Here is an 18,304-nt window from a genome sequence, read left to right as displayed (position 1 = left end):
AGTGACTACTTTCCTGCTTTAAATAGATATTCTTTTTCTTCTTTAGACAAACTATCATATCCACTTTTACTTATTTTGTCTAAAATAGCATCAATTTTTTTCTGATTATTAAATTGATTAAACTCTTCTTTTTTATAACCTGCAACTTTACTTTTTTTATGAACCGTTTTCATTTTCACTTTTTGTTTAGCTTTAAATAACATACTAAACCAATCCATAAAACGTCCAAATCCAGTTCCAATATCTTGACCTTTGACTAATTGTTTAGCATATACATAACCTAAAATAGCACCTCCAAGATGCGCTAAACTACCACCTTGGTTATTTCCGTTTACAATACCTAAAATGTCAAGACCTATAAGTACTGCTCCAATCCACCATAGTTTAAGATTAAACGTAAAAAACCTTATATCCTTATTGGGCATATAAGCACAGATAAAAATAAGTAACGCTCTAACACCTGCTGAAGCACCCAAAACATAAGCATTAGCAGTAAATATATTAGGAAAAATATTATAGCCTAATAAAAAGACTAATCCTCCTGTTATAATACCCATAAAATAAATATTTAAAGCCATTTTAGGACTAAACAGATTTAACATCATACGTCCTAAAAAATAAAGCCATAACATGTTAAATAATAGGTGTAAAAAATCAAAATGTAAAAAACCATAACTAACTATAGTCCATGGTTTACTTAAAAAAGCCCAAAAGTTACTAGGCAAATATATCCATGAAAAAAAACCAGGTATAACCTTTCTAAACAAAGCAGCAAATAGAAAAATAATAACATTTACTGCTATAATTTTTTCTAAGACATTAAGTCTTGCATATTTATATTTAAGTTGCTCTATTTGATTCATTTTTATCTATCCCAACGGTTTTTATTAAATTGTGTTTTACGCCAATACCACATAATTATAAACCCTATAATTGCACCACCAACGTGAGCCAAATATGCTGTATTGCTTGGGCTAAAAAAGGATTGACCAGTAAACGCTGATATTACATCCAATAGTATAATTCCTGGAATAAAATATTTAGCTTTAATAGGTATAGGTAAGAAAATCATCATTAACTCTGCGTTTGGATTCATCATACCAAAAGCTGCTAAAACACCCATAATACAACCTGATGCTCCAACCATTGTACTATTATGGATTAATACATTAGTCTCAAATAATGCCTGATAAGACGCCTGATTAATTACACTTGCGCTAATATTATTATCTGTTAAATACACGGTTAGTTGTTCTTGTAACAGTTGTCCTGTGTATTGGTTACCATCTAAAATATTAAAATTAATAATATCATTAATAGCGGTTTTACTTAAACCAGACTCCATTAAACTTTTTAAAGCAGGAAGATAATCCCAATAATAACCTGCTAATTGGAACAATACAGCTCCTAAACCAGCAGAAAAGTAAATAAACAAAAATTTATTTCGACCTAAACGTTGCTCAACTGGACTTCCAAACATCCATAATGCAAACATATTAAATAATAGATGTGTAAATCCACCATGCATAAACATGTGCGTTACTACTTGCCAAGGCTTAAAAGCATCACTTGCAGGAAAATGCATTGCAAATAAATCATAAAACAAACGACCATCTCCAACAGTCATTGTACCTACAAACATAAGTACGTTTATGATTATTAAATGTTTTACAGTATCTGTTATTCTCATCATACTTTACATAAATTTTTTCTCTAAATCATCCACAGACATCGTAATAAAAGTGGTTCTGTTAGTAGGTGACACATTAGGTTCCTTACAGGCAAACAAACGATTTACCAAATGTTCTTGCTCTGTATTGGTTAATGATTGTCCTGTTTTAATCGCTAAGCTTTTAGCCATAGATTTTGCTAATAAATCTGTTGCAGAAAAGTTGCTATCTGGCACTTCATTTTCTACATCGCTAATTAATTGCTCTAAGATTATGGATACTTCGCTTTCTGGCACATTAACTGGTACACCTGTTATTTCTACTGTTTCATCTTTAATAGATTGAAAAACAAAACCTGTAGACTCCAAGTCGTCTTTTAATTGATTTATTAATGCTATTTCTTGCTTTGAAAAGTGTAGGTCTAACGGAAATAATAGTTGTTGGCTTACACCTTCCTTAATTGTAATATGTCTTAAATAATCTTCATACAATACACGTTGGTGTGCGCGATGCTGATCTATAACTAACATTCCAGATTTTATGGTACTTATTATAAATTTATTATTTAATTGATAAGTGGATTGCTTTGTTTCTACTTCATTTTCATTTTTAAAAATGCTCTCGGTATTTGGTTCGCTTTCAAAATGCACTTCACTAAACTCTGTATTGGTTTTTGTTCCTTTAGATTCTAAACCAACATATAAACTGTCCCAACTTGCTGTAGCAACAGATTCTTTTTTGTAGTTAGAGACATTTTTAACTTTAGGTGTTTCCTCTTTAAAAGGATTAAATGTACGATCCACCTCCACACTTGGCATTCCTTTTTGCTGGTAACTGTATGGCGTATCCAAATTTGCATCTCTGTCAAAATCTAAAACTGGAGCAATATTAAACTGCCCTAAACTATGTTTTACTGCAGATCTTAATATAGCGTATAATGTATGTTCGTCATCAAACTTAATTTCGGTTTTAGTTGGATGAATATTTATATCTATTGTTTGCGGATTTACCGTCAAATTTAAATAATAACTAGGCTGTGCACCATCTTTAAGTAAGCCTTCAAAAGCTGAGTTAATAGCATGATTTAAATAGGCACTTTTAATAAAACGGTTATTGACAAAGAAAAACTGTTCGTTTCTAGATTTTTTAGCAAACTCTGGTTTACCAACAAATCCAGAAATGGTTAACACCTCAGTTGCTTCTTCTACAGGCACTAATTTCTCATTAGTTTTAGTTCCAAAAATATTTACAATACGCTGTCTGTAATTGCTTTCTGGCAAATTAAAAGTCTCACTTCCATTACTAAACATAGAGAAGCTAATAGATGGATGTGCTAATGCTACACGATGAAACTCGTCTATAATATGTCGTAATTCAACTGTATTAGACTTTAAAAAGTTACGTCTTGCAGGAATATTAAAAAATAAATGTTTTACGGATAATGATGTCCCTTTTGGTGTTACTACAACTTCTTGAGACTTAACTTCACTACCTTCAATAATTATAGTGGATCCAAGATCTTCATTGTCTTGTTTCGTTTTAAGCTCGACATGCGCAATTGCAGCAATACTTGCCAATGCCTCACCTCTAAATCCTTTAGTATGTAATTGGAATAAATCCTCAGCAGATTTAATTTTGGATGTCGCATGACGCTCAAAACTTAATCTAGCGTCAGTGGTGCTCATCCCTTTACCATTATCGATAACTTGGATTAATGTTTTTCCTGCATCCTTAACTATTAACTTAATAACTGTTGCATCTGCATCGATAGCGTTTTCCAACAACTCTTTAACAACAGACGCTGGACGTTGCACAACCTCTCCTGCTGCAATCTGATTAGCAACATGGTCTGGTAATAGTTGAATAATATCTGCCATAAGTCTAATTAGGGAAGAAAATAGATAAATCGAAACCTATAATTAATAAAAATAAAAACACTAAAACAGCTACAATTAAAACAATCCTTCTATTGGCAGTTTTATCTGTATTGTTTTTTAAATCTTCAATAGCATTATTAAATTTCTGCTTTAAATTAGGATTGTCTCCTACTGTAGTCCTATGCTCGTCAAACTTATGTTTTATTTCAAATGGACTGCCCTCACCTTTGTAAAAACGAGGTGTATAATCAAATTTTTTATTTTTTCGTTTAGAGAGAAATCCCATAGTAAAAGATTACTTAATTTTAGTTTCTAAATAGTACATTAAAGCAGCCAAAAAAAGCAAAACTCCAACTAAAAAAAATAACGTATTACTTTTTTTAGAGTTAGTCTTAGATTTTCTTGAACCATTCCAGCTAGTATTTAAACTCTCTTTTAGCTTTACAGCTGAGTTTTCTTCTTTAGAAAAACGGGATTGGTAGTTAAATTTTTTATTTTTCTTTTGACTAAACAAGCCTTTACAGTTTTAATGTGATTAATATCCAAAAATACTGAAAATACTACAGAAAGGCTGTTTAAGAATGCTAAAAAATGTTAACAGAATTTTAGGCGTTTTTGCGCAGTGTTGCCATTTTTAAAGCTGCAACTGCTGCCTCTACACCTTTATTACCATGTTTACCACCAGAACGATCAATAGCTTGTTGTAATGTATTATCTGTCAATACACAAAAAATAACAGGTGTCTCTGTAGTAACATTAAGGTCTTTAATACCTTGGGCTACTGCATCACAAACAAAATCAAAATGTTTAGTCTCGCCTTGGATTACACTTCCAATTGCAATGACAGCATCAACGTTTTGTGCTATCATTTTTTTAGAACCGTAAATTAACTCGTAACTTCCTGGCACATCCCAAACCAAAATATTTTCTGGTTGCACATCATGTTCTAAAAGGGTGCTTTTAGCACCTTCTAACAACCCTTGTGTAATATTGTCATTCCATTCTGAAACAACAATCCCAAACCGAAATTGCTTTCCGTTTGGGATTGATGCTTTATCGTATGCTGATAAATTTGTTGTTGCCATAAGCTTATTTAGTTAGACATTGCTTGCGCTTTACCAATAAACACTTCTGCTTGAGTAGCTTCTGGTGAGTTTGGATAGTTGTCTTTTATTTTATTAAAAAAGTCTAATGCTTTAGATGCTTTACCTAAGTCTAAAGCAGTAATTCCTGCTTTGTATAGGTATGTTGGAGCTGTAAATTCGTTTTGACGTAAGTTAGCAGCTTGTGTATAATAATCTAAAGCGTTTTCATTATCTGTTAATTGTACAAAAGCATCTCCGATTGCGCCTTTAGCCATAGGTGCTAATGCTTCATCTTCACTTTCAAACTTATCTAAATAAACAATTGCTTGTTCGTAATTTTTAATATTTAAATAAGCCATACCAGCATAATAATTAGCTAAGTTTCCTGCAGCAGTACCACTATATTGGTCTGCAATATCTACCATTCCTAATTTACCTTCACCTCCTTTAAGTGCAAGGTTGTATAAAGAATCTTGTGCTACACCATTTGTAACAGCTTCATTAAAGAATTTTTGTGCTTGGTACATTTCATTCATTGCTTCACCTTGCTTAGGCTTAACTATAAATTGTTGATAAACTAAATAACCTAAAGCTAATGCAGCTACAACACCAATTATTATAAAAATGTTTTTCTGATTTTTTTCAACAAACTCCTCTGCTTTGTTTGCAGATTCGTCTAATGTATTAAAAACTTCAGCAGTTGTTGAGCTTTCTTCAACCTCTATTTCCTTTTCTACTTTAGTATTTGGTTTGTATCCTCTTTTCTTGTAAGTCGCCATATTAGTTTTATTAATGCGCACAAAAATATAATTTTTCTTCAGAAATAAAAGGTTATTATTTGATAATTTTCAATAATTTGCACATCCTTATTAGGCTACCCTATTTAAAACCCTATATCCCAGCAATAACTACATGATTTTAAAATCTTTAGCGCTTTTAAACTATAAAAATTTCGACTCTAAATCATTCGAGTTTAACCATACTATTAACTGCCTTGTTGGTAATAATGGTGTTGGAAAAACCAATGTATTGGATGCAATCTACCATTTATCCTTTGGTAAAAGCTACTTTAATCCTGTAGCATCACAGAATATTAAATATGACGAAGAGTTTTTTGTTATTAATGGTGAATATGACAAAGACGAAAAAACAGAAAACATTGTAGTAAGTCTGAAAAAAGGACAAAAAAAAATTATAAAAAGAAACAGTAAAGCTTACGATAAGTTTAGTGATCACATTGGTTTTTTACCTTTAGTGATAATAAGTCCTGCTGACAGAGATTTAATTATTGAAGGTAGTGATACTAGACGAAAATTTATTGATAGCGTTATTAGCCAAAGCGATAAAAACTACTTAAGTAATTTAATTAATTACAACAAAATTTTATCTCAACGCAACTCATTGCTTAAATATTTTGCTGCAAATCACACTTATAATAATGATACTGTAGATGTTTACAACCAACAACTACAACAATATGGAACCCTTGTTTTTGAAAAAAGAAAACAGTTTTTAGAGTCATTTATACCTTTATTTAAGGCTAGACACAAAGCCATAAGTAATAATAACGAGGACGTTAGTTTAAATTATAAAAGTGACTTATTTGAGGACAGCTTAGAACAATTATTAAAAAAAACAATTAATAAAGACAAGGCATTACAATATACTAGTGTTGGTGTACATAAGGATGATTTAGAATTTAATTTAGGCGATTATCCAATTAAAAAGTTTGGAAGTCAAGGACAACAAAAATCATTTTTAATTGCGCTTAAATTAGCACAATTTGATAGTATAAAAGCTATTAGTGGTGATAATCCTATTTTATTATTAGATGATATTTTTGATAAATTAGACGAAACACGTGTAGCACAAATTATTAAATTAGTTAATGATGAAAATTTTGGACAAATTTTTATTAGTGACACACATGCCGAACGTACTGAAAACGCTGTTAAACAAGTACATCAATCGTATGAAATATTTAAATTATAATATGAAAAAGACGTATTACCTATTATTAATAGTACTAGTGGGATGCTCAAAAAATCCTGAAGATTTAAAGCAACACCTTTCGGGTTATTGGGAAATAAACGAAGTAACCTTAAGTAATGGTACAAAAAAAGTGTATAATATAAACGAAACAATAGATTATATAACTATAGACAAAGACTCTGTTGGGTTTAGAAAGAAACTAAAACCAAACTTTAATGGGACTTACCAAACCTCTAAAGATGTTGAACATTTTATTTTTAAAGTAGAAAACGACAGTCTTAACCTTTATTATAAAACACCATTTGCTAACTGGAAAGAAACTATTTTACACGCTAGCAAAGACAAATTACAGATTATGAATCAAAATAAAGATTTGTATTTATATAAACGCTACACACCTATAACCGTAGACTAATGGCAAAACGAAACAACAACTTACTTAATATCTCTGACGCATTAAAAGATTTTGTTACAGAAAACAACCTGGAAAAAGGACTGGATAAAGTTAATGTAAAAGACGCTTGGGCAAAATTAATGGGTAATGGTATTACTAATTATACCACAGCAATCGAGCTAAAAAAAGACGTACTTTATGTACAACTAAGCTCTAGCGCACTTAGAGAAGAGCTTAGTTATGGTAACCAAAAAATAATTAAGTTATTAAACGAAGAACTAGGTAAAGAAATAATTAAAAAACTGATATTGAGATAATTAAAAATAATACCAGCAAAATATATTTTTTAAAATAAATTAAAATTTACTTTATAATATTATTAAATATTATATCTTTGAGACATTATTAACAAATTTTTTTTATTACAATGGCTCAAGGCACAGTAAAATTTTTCAATGATTCTAAAGGATTCGGTTTTATAACTGAAGAAGGATCAGACAAAGACCATTTCGTACACATCTCTGGACTTATCGACGAAGTTCGTGAAGGTGATGTTGTAGAATTCGACTTACAAGAAGGAAGAAAAGGTATGAACGCAGTAAATGTAAAAGTAGTATAATTATATATTTTCTATTTAAATCATTACAAAAAAAGCCTTTCCACACGGAAAGGCTTTTTTAGTTAAAATTGCTAAAGAATTGAAAATAAATAAAATAAAAGTGCATTATTAAAATTATTGGTACCATCTTTGCAATAATTAAAATAATTAATATTAAATTTTATTACAATGAGTAAAGGCACAGTAAAATTCTTCAATGACGCTAAAGGTTTTGGATTCATAACAGAAGAAGGTGTAAACAAAGACCATTTTGTACACATTTCAGGATTAATCGACGAAGTTCGCGAAGGTGACGAAGTTGAATTCGACTTACAAGAAGGTAAAAAAGGATTAAACGCAGTTAACGTTAAAGTAATTTAACAACTACCATATATCTTTAAGATTAAAGCCTCTCTATTTATTTAGAGAGGCTTTTTTTTGTTTTAAATCAAAAACACTTAGTAGTCTTTAATTATTAAACAAAAAAAAATCCAGCTAAAAGCTGGATTTTTCTAATTTATATAGTTTTAAAACTTAAAACATTTCGCGTCCAGCAAAATGGAAAGCACCTTCAATAGCTGCGTTTTCATCACTGTCACTTCCGTGTACTGCATTTTCGCCAATAGACGCTGCATATAATTTACGGATCGTTCCCTCTGCTGCATCAGCAGGATTAGTTGCACCAATTAAAGTTCTAAAATCTTCAACAGCGTTATCTTTTTCTAAAATAGCAGCTACAATTGGTCCACGTGTCATGTACTCAACTAACTCACCATAAAAAGGTCTTTCACTATGTACAGCGTAAAATGCTTCAGCATCTTGCTTAGTCATGTGTGTTAATTTCATTGCAACGATTCTAAAACCTGAAGCGTTAATTTTTTCTAAGATTGCGCCAATGTACCCTTTTTCAACAGAGTCAGGCTTAAGCATTGTAAATGTTCTGTTAGTTGCCATTTTTTTATTTTAATGTTATCTAATTTATTTAAAACAACAATCCTTTTATAGTTAAAAGTGCTTGTTAATTTTGTGCAAAAGTACGCCATTTATTAAGAAAAACAATATATTCGAATATTAAAAAATTGTATCTTCGTGGGCTATGACAAAACAAGACATTACAGCAATTAATCAGTTATTAGAAACACCTAAAAAAATTGTAATTGTAAGCCATAAAAATCCTGATGGAGACGCTATTGGTTCTAGCCTAGCCTTATTTCATTATTTAACAAAAACTAATCACTTAGCTACGGTTATTGTACCAAACGATTATCCAGATTTTTTAAAATGGATTCCTGGTCAGGATTTGATTTTAAAATATGATAGTCAAAAAGAAGAAAGCGAACAAACAATAAATGAAGCAGATATTATTTTTGCTTTAGATTTTAATGCTTTTCATAGAACTGGAGATATGGAACATGTACTTACAGACAGCAGTGCATTAAAAATAATGATTGACCATCATCAACAACCTGATGATTTTGCAAAATATATGTACAGTGATGTTAGCATGAGCTCGACTTGCGAGATGGTGTATAATTTTATTGACATGCTAGAGGACACAACTATAATAGACATCAATATAGCTACAGCAATTTACGTAGGTATTATGACAGATACAGGATCGTTTAGATTTAGATCTACTACAAGTGCAACGCATAGAATAATAGCTAATTTAATAGACAAAGGTGCAGACAACACTATGATACACAATCAAGTATACGATACTAACAGCTATAACCGTTTGCAATTATTAGGTTGTGCTTTAAGTAATTTAAAAGTTGTACCAGAATCTAGAGCTGCTTACATTACGTTATCTCAAAAAGAATTACAACAATTTGATTATAAAAAAGGAGATACAGAAGGTTTTGTAAACTATGCTTTATCTTTAAACAATGTTGTACTTGCTGCTATATTTATCGAGGATTTACAACAAGGTATCATTAAAATTTCTTTAAGGTCTAAAGGCGATTTCTCGGTGAACGAAATGTCTAGATCCCACTTTCAAGGTGGTGGACACACAAATGCTGCAGGAGGAAAAAGCGATGTTAACTTAGAGCAAACCACAGAAAAATTTATTAGTATATTACCACAATACAAAACAGCACTACATGAAGCGTAATTTAGCCATACTATTACTAATCTTAACTACTGTTTTAAGCTGTAAAACACCGGAAGCTAGAAAACCAAAGTCGGTTAACTCTGGCTCTTTTATTGACCAATCTGTTGCTAGAAATAAAGCGTTAAATAAAAAAGAAATTAAAGCAATTGAAGCACTAATAGCTAGTCAACCAGAAAATGATTACAAAACCTCAGGCAACGGATTTTGGTACTACTACAATACTAAAATTGAAACTGACAGCATTGTAAAACCTGATTTTGCAGACATTGTAAACTTTAATTATGACGTAAAAGATTTAGATGGACAAACCATTTATACTCAAGCAGAATTAAAAACTCAAAGTTACGCAATGGACCAACAAGAACTTTTTACAGGTTTACGTGAAGGTCTAAAACTAATGCAAGCAGGAGAAACGGTAACCTTTTTGTTTCCGTCACACAAGGCTTATGGCTATTATGGAGACGAAAATAAAATAGGTACTAACATTCCATTAGTTTGTAAAGTAACCGTTAATTCAATAACAAAAAAAAAATAGAAACAAACCCAATATTAAAATGAACAAATTAATTAAAACAATGAAACTATTATTGATTGCTCTTTTGGTTAGTATGTCTAACACATCTTGCCAAGAAAAATATCCTGATTTGGAAGACGGATTATATGCCGAATTTGTTACAAACAAAGGTACTATGGTTGCCAAGTTATTTTACGACAAAGTACCTGTAGTCGTGGCTAATTTTGTTGGCTTAGCAGAAGGTACACATCCAAAACTAGATGACTCTTTAAAAGGTAAACCTTTTTATAATGGTGTTACTTTTCATAGAGTAATGGATAAATTTATGATCCAAGGTGGTGACCCAACAGGAACCGGAACTGGAAGTGCAGGATATAAATTTTTTAGCGAATTTGACACAGACTTAAGTCATGACAAAGCAGGAATTTTATCTATGGCTAATTCTGGTGGATTAGATACTAATGGAAGTCAGTTTTTTATTACTGAAATACCTAAGCAAAACTTAGATGCTTTTTACGCAGACGGAAGTTTAAAAAACTGTGGAGCACCAAGAGTAAGTTGTCACTCTGTTTTTGGAGAATTAGTTAAAGGTATTGAAGTACAAGACACGATCTCTAACGTTAAAGTTGCACCAGGAAGCAACAAACCATTAGAAGATGTAGTTATTCAAAAATTAAATATTATCCGTAAAGGTAAAGATGCTAAAGCATTTGATGCTGCAAAAGTTTTTACAGAACAAGAGCCTCTTTTACCTCAAAAATTAAAAGATTTAGAAGTAAAAGCTCAAGAGATTTTGAAAGAAAAAGCTAAAGAAGCTGCTAATAACTTTAAAAAAGCTAATGCTGATAGACCAGGTGAAGTAAAAGAATTCCCTACTGGATTAGTTATGATTGTTGAAGCAAATCCAAATGGTGTTACACCAAAACCGTCAGACCAAGTATTAATTGATTGTACTGGATTATTTGAAGATGGACGTTTCTTCTTTTCTACAATAGAATCTGATGCTAAAAAATATGACCAATACAATGAAGACGCTGCAAAACAAGGTGCATACCAACCTTTTGCAATGCCTTATAACGAGTCTGCAACTTTAGTCCCTGGTTTTAGAGAAGCTATGCTAAATATGAATGTTGGAGATAAAGCTAGAATATTTGTACCAGGTTATTTAGGATATGGTGCTTCAGGTCGTGGTCCAGTACCACCAAATGCAAACCTTATTTTTGATTTAGAAATTGTATCAATCAAATAAATTACTTCTATTTTACAGAAAAAAAAAGCACTCTTTATGAGTGCTTTTTTTTTGTTATAAACAATTTTATAATAGAGACAAAACCTTTATAAAAAACCAAATCCTACTCCTAAAAAGAAGTAGGATTGTGGCTCCTAACTAAACTAACCAATTACTTCTCTTCGCTTGTAAGAAATAATTTTCCTTTAATGACATCAAAGTGATGTATGCTATTAATCAACTATATTATCTTGAAAAGATTATGTCATTTATAAGTATATACGACACATTTCTAGTTTTGGACTTTTTAAATAGAATAAAAATTAAAATTTTAGAAAAAACAACATGTTATAACACCTAGTTTTTAGCACACAATTAAATGATAGCAAGCCTTACGAGCTATTTATGTTTTCAATATTTATTGAAAAAAAAAATCCTACAATAGCAGGCTTTTAAAATATTTTTTCACACTTCTACCTAAAAACCAAACTTAATCTATTATATTTTTCAAGCGAAAAAACTGAAGTATGTGAAAATCTCAGATTTTCCAATTACTGTTTTTTGGCCTCTTCCCAAAAAACTGAGTATGTGAAAATCTCAGATTTTCCAATTACTGTTTTTTGGCCTCTTCCCAAAAAACATCCATTTCACCCAAAGTCATGTTTTTTAAATCTTTATTTAATGCTTTTGCTTTTGACTCTAAATACTGAAAGCGCTTAGAGAATTTTTTATTAGTACGCTCTAAAGCGTTTTCTGGATTTATCTTTAAAAATCTAGCGTAATTTACCATAGAGAATAATACATCTCCAAATTCGTCTTCCATTGCATCAGCATCACCTTTATCAACCTCTGCTTTAAATTCATTTAACTCCTCCTCTACTTTTTCCCATACTTGCTCTGGTCGTTCCCAATCAAAACCAACTCCCGCTACTTTTTCTTGTATTCTGCTTGCTTTAACCAAAGCTGGTAAACTATTAGGTACGCCTTCTAAAACACTTGTTCTTCCTTCTTTTAATTTTAGATTTTCCCAATTACGCTTGACTTCAGCTTCGTCTTTTACAGTCACATCTCCATAAATATGTGGATGCCTATGGATTAGCTTTTCACAGATACCATTACAAACATCTGCAATATCAAATGCTTTTTTCTCACTTCCTATTTTTGAATAAAAAACCATATGCAACATAAGGTCTCCAATTTCCTTTTTAACTTCTTCTAAATCGTCTTCCAAAATAGCATCACCTAACTCGTACGTTTCCTCAATGGTTAAATGACGTAAGGTTTCCATAGTTTGCTTTTTATCCCAAGGACATTGCTCACGCAGCTCGTCCATAATTGTCAATAAACGGTCAAATGCTTTTAATTGGTCTGCTCTAGAATTCATATAAAAAAAGGTTTTTGTAAAAGTACGTCGATTTGTTTCATCTTAAAAAATGATAAACAAAAAAATCCAGCAAAAGCTGGATTTTTAATATCTATAAATAAAGCCAATTTATTCTTCTTCGTCAGACGTTTCAGTCTTAGCTGTATCAAAGTCTAACATGTTATTTTTTTGTAACATATTATACCATTGTACTACCTTTTTAATATCACTTGGGTACACTCTATCCTCATCATAATCTGGTAATACTTCAAAAAAGTACTCTTCCAATTTATCTTTAGAATCCTTGTGACTAATACTAGTTTGTGCTCCATTTTCTTTGTCTTTAATTTTACTTAAGACATCTTTTAATGGCACTTCTTCTGTTAAAGTATAAATTGCAATCTCACTTAAAATACTAACGTTTTGTTGTATTCCAACAGACATACGTCTATTATCAATTAAAGATTCGGCTATAAAGCCACCTCTTGTTTGAGTTACTAATTTATATAATCCAGGTTTACCTGCAATTGCTAATACTTTATCTAAAGCCATATAGTTTCTTGTTTTTAATTATCCTTTAATCTTCCACTTTGACACTGCACAGTGTAAAAAAATTGGATGGCAAATATCTTATGTTAGTTTGGGTTTTCCAAACGTTTAACGTTTCTTTTTCATTAATGGAAATTTCATGCGATAATCCACATTAATTTTTCCTTTAGAGATGTTAGTTAATTTTCCTTTTATCAAACGCTTTTTTAAAGCAGACAAATGGTCTGTAAACAAAATCCCTTCGATATGATCATATTCATGCTGAAACACTCTAGCAGCCAAACCATCTAATTCCATTGTTTGCTTGTTAAAGTCTTCATCAAAATATTCAATTTTAATATTTGGTTTTCTAAAGACGTCTTCCCTAACATCAGGAATACTTAAACAACCTTCATTAAAAGCCCATTCGTCACCAGATTCTTCTAAAATAACTGGATTAATAAAAGTATGTTTAAAGCTTTTTAAAAAGTCACTTTCCGCTTTACTCATTACTTCTTCATCATCTGCAAAGGGAGTCGCATCTACAATAAACATACGGATTGACAACCCAATTTGAGGAGCTGCTAAACCTACACCAAACGATCCATACATGGTCTCGTACATGTTTGCTATTAGTTCTTTTAACTTTGGGTAATCTTCTGAAATGTCTGTCGCTTTTTTCTTTAAAACGGGATCGCCATAGGCAACAATTGGTAATATCATACTAATGTTTTATTGATTATAAAGATAGCTTTGTAAGATTATGGTTGCACTAACCTCGTCTAAAAGCGCTTTATTTTGTCTTTGTTTTTTATTTAATCCACTATCAATTAATGTTTGCGTCGCCATTTTAGAGGTAAAACGCTCGTCTACACGTTTTATCGGAATCTTAGGAAATACATTTTCTAATTTAACCAAAAACGGAATAATTAACGCTTCACTCTCACTTGGCGTATTGTCCATTTGTTTTGGCTCTCCGACTAAAAATAATTCGACTTGCTCCTTACTTAGATAGTCTTTTAAAAAAGTAATAAGCTCCTTAGTATTTACAGTAGTCAATCCAGAAGCAATAATCTGCATCTCATCAGTCACTGCTAATCCTGTTCTAATCTTTCCGTAATCAATTGCTAAAATGCGAGCCATATTAAATTTTGTGCAAATTTATAGTTTTATACTCTTAACACCTTAAATATTGTGCCATATTTTAATTTTTACGAATTATATTTGTCTTAAATTAAAATTGACATGACAGAATTACAAAAAACAATAGAGACTGCTTGGGATAACCGAGAGTTATTGACAGACGAAAAAACCATTGCAGCTATTAGAGAAGTAGTTAACCTTTTAGATTTAGGAAAATTACGAGTAGCAGAACCTACAACCGATGGTTGGCAGGTTAACGAATGGGTTAAAAAAGCGGTTGTTTTATATTTCCCTATTCAAAAAATGGAAACTTTAGAAGCTGGTATTTTTGAGTATCATGATAAAATTCCACTAAAAAGAGGTTATAAAGAAAAAGGAATTAGAGTGGTACCAAATGCTGTTGCACGTCATGGTGCGTACATATCTGCAGGTACAATTTTAATGCCTAGTTACGTAAATATTGGTGCCTATGTAGATGAAGGTACTATGGTTGACACTTGGGCTACTGTAGGTAGTTGTGCTCAAATTGGTAAAAACGTACACCTATCTGGTGGTGTTGGTATTGGTGGTGTTTTAGAACCTTTACAAGCGTCTCCTGTTATTATTGAAGATGGTGCTTTTATTGGATCACGTTGCATAGTCGTTGAAGGCGTACATGTAGAAAAAGAAGCTGTTTTAGGTGCAAACGTAGTATTAACTATGAGCACTAAAATTATAGATGTTACAGGAGATACACCTATTGAAATGAAAGGTCGTGTACCTGCTAGATCAGTAGTGATTCCTGGAAGTTATACTAAAAAATTCGCTGCTGGAGAATATCAAGTACCATGTGCTTTAATTATTGGAAAACGTAAAGAAAGCACAAATAAGAAAACCTCTTTAAACGATGCTTTAAGAGAGTATGATGTTGCTGTTTAAAAATTAAAAGCAACCGTTTATAAAATGTAAAAAGCCTCTAAATTTAAAATTTAGAGGCTTTTTTTATGTGAAATTTATTTCTTAAACTGCATTTTCCTTCCGCTACGTCTTAATTTTTTACTATTAATTTTTAGTTGAAATGCTCGACTATGCTTAAGCATTAAATCATAGGTATCTTGATAGGACTTGTTATACAATTTGGCATAAGCTTCAGCCAAGATCTTAATCATAGTTTTAGACAACCATAAACGTCTAAAATTATGCATACGATTATCAAAACTCATTGGTTTAAAACGCATCCTGTTTAAATCAATTAAATAGAAATTATAACCATTAGCATTTTTAGTTATTAAAGTATTACCTGGCGAATGGTCTAAAAAATCAATATTATTCTCATGCAATTTAAAGGTAAATGCAGCAAACTGCTGCAAAATTTTAACACGTTCTGGAAATTGAGGATTATGGATTAACGCTCTAAACTCAAAATCATAATCAATATGCTTACTAATGTAATAACTAGATTTTAATCCAAAAATAGATGTGTTTTCTATGTAGGCAATGGGGAAAGGCGTTGATACACCACAATCTATTAATCTATTAGCATACTCAAAAGACCGTTTTGCCTTAGTAGGACGTATATATTTATATACAAAACTATTAAAGGTGTTAGGTATTTTGAAGGACTTTACATTTAATTTTAATCCTTCTACCTCAAAAGACTTTATAATGTTGCGTTGCCCAATAGTTACGGATTCTCCAGAGGTTTCAAATTCTTGGATAAGTGCAATTAATTGGGACTCTAAGTGCTTATATTTTGGATGACAGTGTATGATAGTAATCTATTTTGAGATTGTTCAAAGATATATTAAAGTAAATTTTAATAAAAGCCGATAAAATTATATTTTGCACTACAGCGTAAAAAATACGTAATTTTTAAATGAAGAAAATTCTTGTCATACAAAATAAACGCATTGGTGATGTGCTTATCGCATCAGTAATTGCTCAAAATATGAAAACTGTTTTTCCTGATAGTCAAATTGATTATTTGGTGTATGACTTTACAACTGGTGTTATTGAAAACAATCCAAACATTGATAACATTATAGCAGTAAATGAAAAAGAATTGAAGCAATTTAAATTTATGCAACGCTTGATTAGACGTGTTAAAAAAAATAACTATGATATTATTTTTGACCCTTACTCTAAATTACAAAGTCGGATTATTTGTTATTTTTCTGGCGCTAGCATGCGAATAGGTTTTCAGAAAAGAGGTAAAAACCCTTGGTTTAATTTTTACACTCACACTGTCCCTTTATTAGATGAAAAAAAACATATAAGTGGTAAAGCTATTGAAGACAGGATAAATATGTTTAACTGCTTTTTTCCGTTACCTGAAAATAAAATCGATTATGAACCTCACATAGTTTTAACCGATAAAGAGCAACAATACAACAAGTTAGAAAAATATAATAAGCCAGCAATTATGCTAGGTATTTTAGGTAGTACACCTCAAAAATCCATGCCATATCAATATATTGTTAGCTTAATAAATCATATTACAACAACTTATGATGTTAATGTATTATTTAATTATGCACCACATCAAAAAGAAGATGCTTTAAATATTTACGACCAATGTCAAAATAAGTCCAATATAATTATTGATATTTATGAAGATAGCATTAGAGGTTTTATAACTTTAATGAATAAATGCCTACTACTAGTAGGTAACGAAGGTGGCATTGTACACATATCCAAAGCGTTAAACAAACCAACATTTACAATTTTTTCGCCTTATGTTTTAAAAGAACATTGGGCTAGTTTTGAAGATGGTAAAAAACACACATCTATCCATTTATTAGAAGAAAAACCAAATTTATTTGACGAGTTTAGTGTAGAACAAAGACGTAAAATTGAAGAAAATCCGCACGAATTATATCAAATGTTAACACCTGAAATGATCTTAAAAAAATTGACTCCGTTTTTAGATTTACACTTAAAAGCTTTTAAAAACTAAGCCTTTTTTACAATTCCAAAATCTGTCCAAGCCTTTTTCTCATTTTTAGTGACGTCTCTAATCGCTCTATTTTTTGCTATTGAAGCTTCATTTTTATAACCACGTTTATGATCTAAATGAATACAAATCGCTGAGTATCTTATTTGTTTACTTTTTATACCTAAATTCATTAAACGCTCACCAAGCTCTCTGTCTTGACCACCATATTGCATACGCTCATCCAAACCATTGACTGCAATAATATCTTTTTTCCAACCAGAAGCATTATGTCCATTCCAGCTAGCATTTGTTGGTGTTAAAGCATTTAAAATCTTAGATTTTAAGCCTTTAGCAGTTAACTTATTATTTTTAAAGGATGCTTTTAAGCCATTCTTTTTAAGCCATTTTAGATTAAAACAATTGGCTTTATAAATATCTTCTTTTGTGATTGCATGAGAAATATCCATTGGTAACATAAAGTAACCACCAGATAAAAAATAACCAATCTCTCGCTCCTTAACATGCACTTCAACAAAATCTTGACGTGGTATACAATCACCATCAGACATGATAATGTAATCCGACGTACATTGTGTGATAGATTTGTTTAAAATTTCAGATTTCTGGAAACCATTATCCTCATGCCACACGTGGATGATAGGATAAAAGACCTCTTTCTCTATGGATTTAACTAAATCTATGGTTTCTTGTTTAGAACCATCATCTGCGATTACGATTTCAAAATTACGGTAGGTTTGATTATTATAACCATACAGTACTTTTGCTAACCATTCCGGAGAATTATAAGTGCTAATTATTATTGAAGTATCTATTTTCATTATAGCTACAAAGATAAAATTATTTTAGTAATTTTGGTTTTTA

25 protein-coding genes are annotated in these 18,304 nt (G+C 31.0%); 11 read left to right on the top strand and 14 right to left on the bottom strand.

Annotation, left to right across the window (positions count from 1 at the left end):
* Positions 1–5: 5 nt before the first annotated feature.
* From WNY60_RS07745 to WNY60_RS07715, 7 genes are all read right to left on the bottom strand, one after another.
* On the bottom strand, positions 6–863 hold the full coding sequence (locus tag WNY60_RS07745; RefSeq protein ID WP_339808552.1) for a rhomboid family intramembrane serine protease: 858 nt from the start codon (positions 861–863) through the stop codon (positions 6–8).
* 2 nt (positions 864–865) lie between these two features.
* Entirely contained in the window at positions 866–1,693 is an 828-nt protein-coding gene (locus WNY60_RS07740) for a rhomboid family intramembrane serine protease (RefSeq protein ID WP_145002359.1), read from the bottom strand.
* 3 nt (positions 1,694–1,696) lie between these two features.
* Positions 1,697–3,547 (bottom strand): DNA mismatch repair endonuclease MutL, encoded by a 1,851-nt coding sequence (gene mutL / locus WNY60_RS07735; RefSeq protein WP_342862026.1) that lies wholly within the window; start codon positions 3,545–3,547, stop codon positions 1,697–1,699.
* Between the two features lie 4 nt (positions 3,548–3,551).
* Positions 3,552–3,833 carry a riboflavin synthase subunit beta gene (locus tag WNY60_RS07730; protein ID WP_145002363.1) on the bottom strand — a complete coding sequence of 94 codons (282 nt, stop codon included), beginning with the start codon at positions 3,831–3,833 and terminating at the stop codon, positions 3,552–3,554.
* Positions 3,834–3,842: 9 nt separating this feature from the next.
* Complete coding sequence (locus WNY60_RS07725) at positions 3,843–4,061, bottom strand: hypothetical protein (RefSeq protein WP_028281622.1); 219 nt, start codon at positions 4,059–4,061, stop codon at positions 3,843–3,845.
* Between the two features lie 91 nt (positions 4,062–4,152).
* Positions 4,153–4,632, bottom strand: a complete 480-nt coding sequence (gene ribH, locus WNY60_RS07720) for a 6,7-dimethyl-8-ribityllumazine synthase (RefSeq protein ID WP_145002365.1) — start codon at positions 4,630–4,632, stop codon at positions 4,153–4,155.
* Between the two features lie 8 nt (positions 4,633–4,640).
* On the bottom strand, positions 4,641–5,411 hold the full coding sequence (locus tag WNY60_RS07715; RefSeq protein ID WP_145006699.1) for a tetratricopeptide repeat protein: 771 nt from the start codon (positions 5,409–5,411) through the stop codon (positions 4,641–4,643).
* A gap of 133 nt (positions 5,412–5,544) precedes the next feature.
* On the opposite strand from WNY60_RS07715, the gene recF reads away from it, so the two are divergent.
* The 5 genes from recF to WNY60_RS07690 all read left to right on the top strand — a co-directional run bounded on the left by recF (position 5,545) and on the right by WNY60_RS07690 (position 7,997).
* Positions 5,545–6,624, top strand: coding sequence for a DNA replication and repair protein RecF (gene recF, locus WNY60_RS07710; RefSeq protein WP_342862025.1), 1,080 nt, complete (start codon positions 5,545–5,547; stop codon positions 6,622–6,624).
* Position 6,625: 1 nt separating this feature from the next.
* Positions 6,626–7,039, top strand: coding sequence for a lipocalin family protein (locus tag WNY60_RS07705; RefSeq protein WP_342862024.1), 414 nt, complete (start codon positions 6,626–6,628; stop codon positions 7,037–7,039).
* Complete coding sequence (locus WNY60_RS07700) at positions 7,039–7,335, top strand: DUF721 domain-containing protein (protein WP_145002371.1); 297 nt, start codon at positions 7,039–7,041, stop codon at positions 7,333–7,335. Before WNY60_RS07705 ends, WNY60_RS07700 begins: the two co-directional genes overlap by 1 nt.
* A gap of 110 nt (positions 7,336–7,445) precedes the next feature.
* On the top strand, positions 7,446–7,637 hold the full coding sequence (locus WNY60_RS07695) for a cold-shock protein (RefSeq protein ID WP_028281616.1): 192 nt from the start codon (positions 7,446–7,448) through the stop codon (positions 7,635–7,637).
* 168 nt (positions 7,638–7,805) lie between these two features.
* Positions 7,806–7,997 carry a cold shock domain-containing protein gene (locus tag WNY60_RS07690; protein WP_028281615.1) on the top strand — a complete coding sequence of 64 codons (192 nt, stop codon included), beginning with the start codon at positions 7,806–7,808 and terminating at the stop codon, positions 7,995–7,997.
* A 153-nt stretch (positions 7,998–8,150) separates the two neighbouring features.
* On the opposite strand, the gene WNY60_RS07685 is transcribed toward WNY60_RS07690, so the two are convergent.
* Positions 8,151–8,570: a nucleoside-diphosphate kinase gene (locus WNY60_RS07685; RefSeq protein WP_028281614.1), complete on the bottom strand. Its 420-nt coding sequence runs from the start codon at positions 8,568–8,570 to the stop codon at positions 8,151–8,153.
* Between the two features lie 142 nt (positions 8,571–8,712).
* Here WNY60_RS07685 and WNY60_RS07680 point away from each other — a divergent pair, with 142 nt between their 5' ends.
* From WNY60_RS07680 to WNY60_RS07670, 3 genes are read left to right on the top strand one after another with little or no spacing between them, the layout of a single operon-like run.
* Positions 8,713–9,732, top strand: coding sequence for a bifunctional oligoribonuclease/PAP phosphatase NrnA (locus WNY60_RS07680; RefSeq protein WP_145002373.1), 1,020 nt, complete (start codon positions 8,713–8,715; stop codon positions 9,730–9,732).
* Entirely contained in the window at positions 9,722–10,267 is a 546-nt protein-coding gene (gene gldI / locus WNY60_RS07675) for a gliding motility-associated peptidyl-prolyl isomerase GldI (RefSeq protein ID WP_342862023.1), read from the top strand. Before WNY60_RS07680 ends, gldI begins: the two co-directional genes overlap by 11 nt.
* A gap of 19 nt (positions 10,268–10,286) precedes the next feature.
* Positions 10,287–11,495, top strand: a complete 1,209-nt coding sequence (locus WNY60_RS07670; protein ID WP_261375341.1) for a peptidylprolyl isomerase — start codon at positions 10,287–10,289, stop codon at positions 11,493–11,495.
* Positions 11,496–12,084: 589 nt separating this feature from the next.
* On the opposite strand, the gene mazG is transcribed toward WNY60_RS07670, so the two are convergent.
* The 4 genes from mazG to ruvX form a co-directional block, all read right to left on the bottom strand.
* On the bottom strand, positions 12,085–12,858 hold the full coding sequence (gene mazG / locus WNY60_RS07665; protein WP_342862022.1) for a nucleoside triphosphate pyrophosphohydrolase: 774 nt from the start codon (positions 12,856–12,858) through the stop codon (positions 12,085–12,087).
* A gap of 108 nt (positions 12,859–12,966) precedes the next feature.
* Positions 12,967–13,389: a DUF5606 domain-containing protein gene (locus WNY60_RS07660; protein ID WP_145002379.1), complete on the bottom strand. Its 423-nt coding sequence runs from the start codon at positions 13,387–13,389 to the stop codon at positions 12,967–12,969.
* 105 nt (positions 13,390–13,494) lie between these two features.
* A complete protein-coding gene (gene def, locus WNY60_RS07655; protein ID WP_145002381.1) occupies positions 13,495–14,088 on the bottom strand; it encodes a peptide deformylase in 594 nt (197 codons plus the stop codon).
* A 9-nt stretch (positions 14,089–14,097) separates the two neighbouring features.
* Positions 14,098–14,508, bottom strand: coding sequence for a Holliday junction resolvase RuvX (gene ruvX / locus WNY60_RS07650; RefSeq protein ID WP_145002383.1), 411 nt, complete (start codon positions 14,506–14,508; stop codon positions 14,098–14,100).
* Between the two features lie 102 nt (positions 14,509–14,610).
* On the opposite strand from ruvX, the gene WNY60_RS07645 reads away from it, so the two are divergent.
* Positions 14,611–15,426 (top strand): 2,3,4,5-tetrahydropyridine-2,6-dicarboxylate N-succinyltransferase, encoded by an 816-nt coding sequence (locus tag WNY60_RS07645; protein ID WP_145002385.1) that lies wholly within the window; start codon positions 14,611–14,613, stop codon positions 15,424–15,426.
* 74 nt (positions 15,427–15,500) lie between these two features.
* Here the strand turns inward: WNY60_RS07645 and WNY60_RS07640 are convergent, their stop codons facing one another.
* On the bottom strand, positions 15,501–16,064 hold the full coding sequence (locus WNY60_RS07640) for a lipopolysaccharide kinase InaA family protein (protein ID WP_261375477.1): 564 nt from the start codon (positions 16,062–16,064) through the stop codon (positions 15,501–15,503).
* On the opposite strand from WNY60_RS07640, the gene WNY60_RS07635 reads away from it, so the two are divergent.
* Together WNY60_RS07635 and WNY60_RS07630 are read left to right on the top strand one after the other, a co-directional pair.
* A complete protein-coding gene (locus WNY60_RS07635) occupies positions 15,985–16,248 on the top strand; it encodes a hypothetical protein (RefSeq protein ID WP_261375342.1) in 264 nt (87 codons plus the stop codon). The genes WNY60_RS07640 and WNY60_RS07635 overlap by 80 nt on opposite strands.
* A gap of 115 nt (positions 16,249–16,363) precedes the next feature.
* Positions 16,364–17,443: a glycosyltransferase family 9 protein gene (locus tag WNY60_RS07630; protein ID WP_342862021.1), complete on the top strand. Its 1,080-nt coding sequence runs from the start codon at positions 16,364–16,366 to the stop codon at positions 17,441–17,443.
* Here the strand turns inward: WNY60_RS07630 and WNY60_RS07625 are convergent.
* Entirely contained in the window at positions 17,440–18,261 is an 822-nt protein-coding gene (locus tag WNY60_RS07625) for a glycosyltransferase family 2 protein (protein ID WP_145002391.1), read from the bottom strand. The genes WNY60_RS07630 and WNY60_RS07625 overlap by 4 nt on opposite strands.
* Positions 18,262–18,304: the final 43 nt, after the last annotated feature.

Source organism: Olleya sp. AS48 (assembly GCF_038900355.1).
Lineage (GTDB): Bacteria > Bacteroidota > Bacteroidia > Flavobacteriales > Flavobacteriaceae > Olleya.
The sequence above is the reverse complement of the archived record's forward strand: the minus strand, read 5'-3'. Positions and strand labels throughout refer to the sequence as shown.

What these genes read in the sequence shown, in the direction of transcription:
- WNY60_RS07715 (WP_145006699.1), bottom strand. Translation starts at nt 5,411, where the DNA reads ATGGCGACTTACAAGAAAAGAGGATACAAACCAAATACTAAAGTAGAA.
- WNY60_RS07645 (WP_145002385.1), top strand. Translation starts at nt 14,611, where the DNA reads ATGACAGAATTACAAAAAACAATAGAGACTGCTTGGGATAACCGAGAG.
- WNY60_RS07660 (WP_145002379.1), bottom strand. Translation starts at nt 13,389, where the DNA reads ATGGCTTTAGATAAAGTATTAGCAATTGCAGGTAAACCTGGATTATAT.
- recF (WP_342862025.1), top strand. Translation starts at nt 5,545, where the DNA reads ATGATTTTAAAATCTTTAGCGCTTTTAAACTATAAAAATTTCGACTCT.
- WNY60_RS07695 (WP_028281616.1), top strand. Translation starts at nt 7,446, where the DNA reads ATGGCTCAAGGCACAGTAAAATTTTTCAATGATTCTAAAGGATTCGGT.
- WNY60_RS07705 (WP_342862024.1), top strand. Translation starts at nt 6,626, where the DNA reads ATGAAAAAGACGTATTACCTATTATTAATAGTACTAGTGGGATGCTCA.
- WNY60_RS07635 (WP_261375342.1), top strand. Translation starts at nt 15,985, where the DNA reads ATGGGGAAAGGCGTTGATACACCACAATCTATTAATCTATTAGCATAC.
- gldI (WP_342862023.1), top strand. Translation starts at nt 9,722, where the DNA reads ATGAAGCGTAATTTAGCCATACTATTACTAATCTTAACTACTGTTTTA.
- WNY60_RS07630 (WP_342862021.1), top strand. Translation starts at nt 16,364, where the DNA reads ATGAAGAAAATTCTTGTCATACAAAATAAACGCATTGGTGATGTGCTT.
- def (WP_145002381.1), bottom strand. Translation starts at nt 14,088, where the DNA reads ATGATATTACCAATTGTTGCCTATGGCGATCCCGTTTTAAAGAAAAAA.
- WNY60_RS07680 (WP_145002373.1), top strand. Translation starts at nt 8,713, where the DNA reads ATGACAAAACAAGACATTACAGCAATTAATCAGTTATTAGAAACACCT.
- WNY60_RS07745 (WP_339808552.1), bottom strand. Translation starts at nt 863, where the DNA reads ATGAATCAAATAGAGCAACTTAAATATAAATATGCAAGACTTAATGTC.
- ribH (WP_145002365.1), bottom strand. Translation starts at nt 4,632, where the DNA reads ATGGCAACAACAAATTTATCAGCATACGATAAAGCATCAATCCCAAAC.
- WNY60_RS07740 (WP_145002359.1), bottom strand. Translation starts at nt 1,693, where the DNA reads ATGATGAGAATAACAGATACTGTAAAACATTTAATAATCATAAACGTA.
- ruvX (WP_145002383.1), bottom strand. Translation starts at nt 14,508, where the DNA reads ATGGCTCGCATTTTAGCAATTGATTACGGAAAGATTAGAACAGGATTA.
- WNY60_RS07625 (WP_145002391.1), bottom strand. Translation starts at nt 18,261, where the DNA reads ATGAAAATAGATACTTCAATAATAATTAGCACTTATAATTCTCCGGAA.
- mutL (WP_342862026.1), bottom strand. Translation starts at nt 3,547, where the DNA reads ATGGCAGATATTATTCAACTATTACCAGACCATGTTGCTAATCAGATT.
- WNY60_RS07700 (WP_145002371.1), top strand. Translation starts at nt 7,039, where the DNA reads ATGGCAAAACGAAACAACAACTTACTTAATATCTCTGACGCATTAAAA.
- WNY60_RS07730 (WP_145002363.1), bottom strand. Translation starts at nt 3,833, where the DNA reads ATGGGATTTCTCTCTAAACGAAAAAATAAAAAATTTGATTATACACCT.
- mazG (WP_342862022.1), bottom strand. Translation starts at nt 12,858, where the DNA reads ATGAATTCTAGAGCAGACCAATTAAAAGCATTTGACCGTTTATTGACA.
- WNY60_RS07670 (WP_261375341.1), top strand. Translation starts at nt 10,287, where the DNA reads ATGAACAAATTAATTAAAACAATGAAACTATTATTGATTGCTCTTTTG.
- WNY60_RS07690 (WP_028281615.1), top strand. Translation starts at nt 7,806, where the DNA reads ATGAGTAAAGGCACAGTAAAATTCTTCAATGACGCTAAAGGTTTTGGA.
- WNY60_RS07685 (WP_028281614.1), bottom strand. Translation starts at nt 8,570, where the DNA reads ATGGCAACTAACAGAACATTTACAATGCTTAAGCCTGACTCTGTTGAA.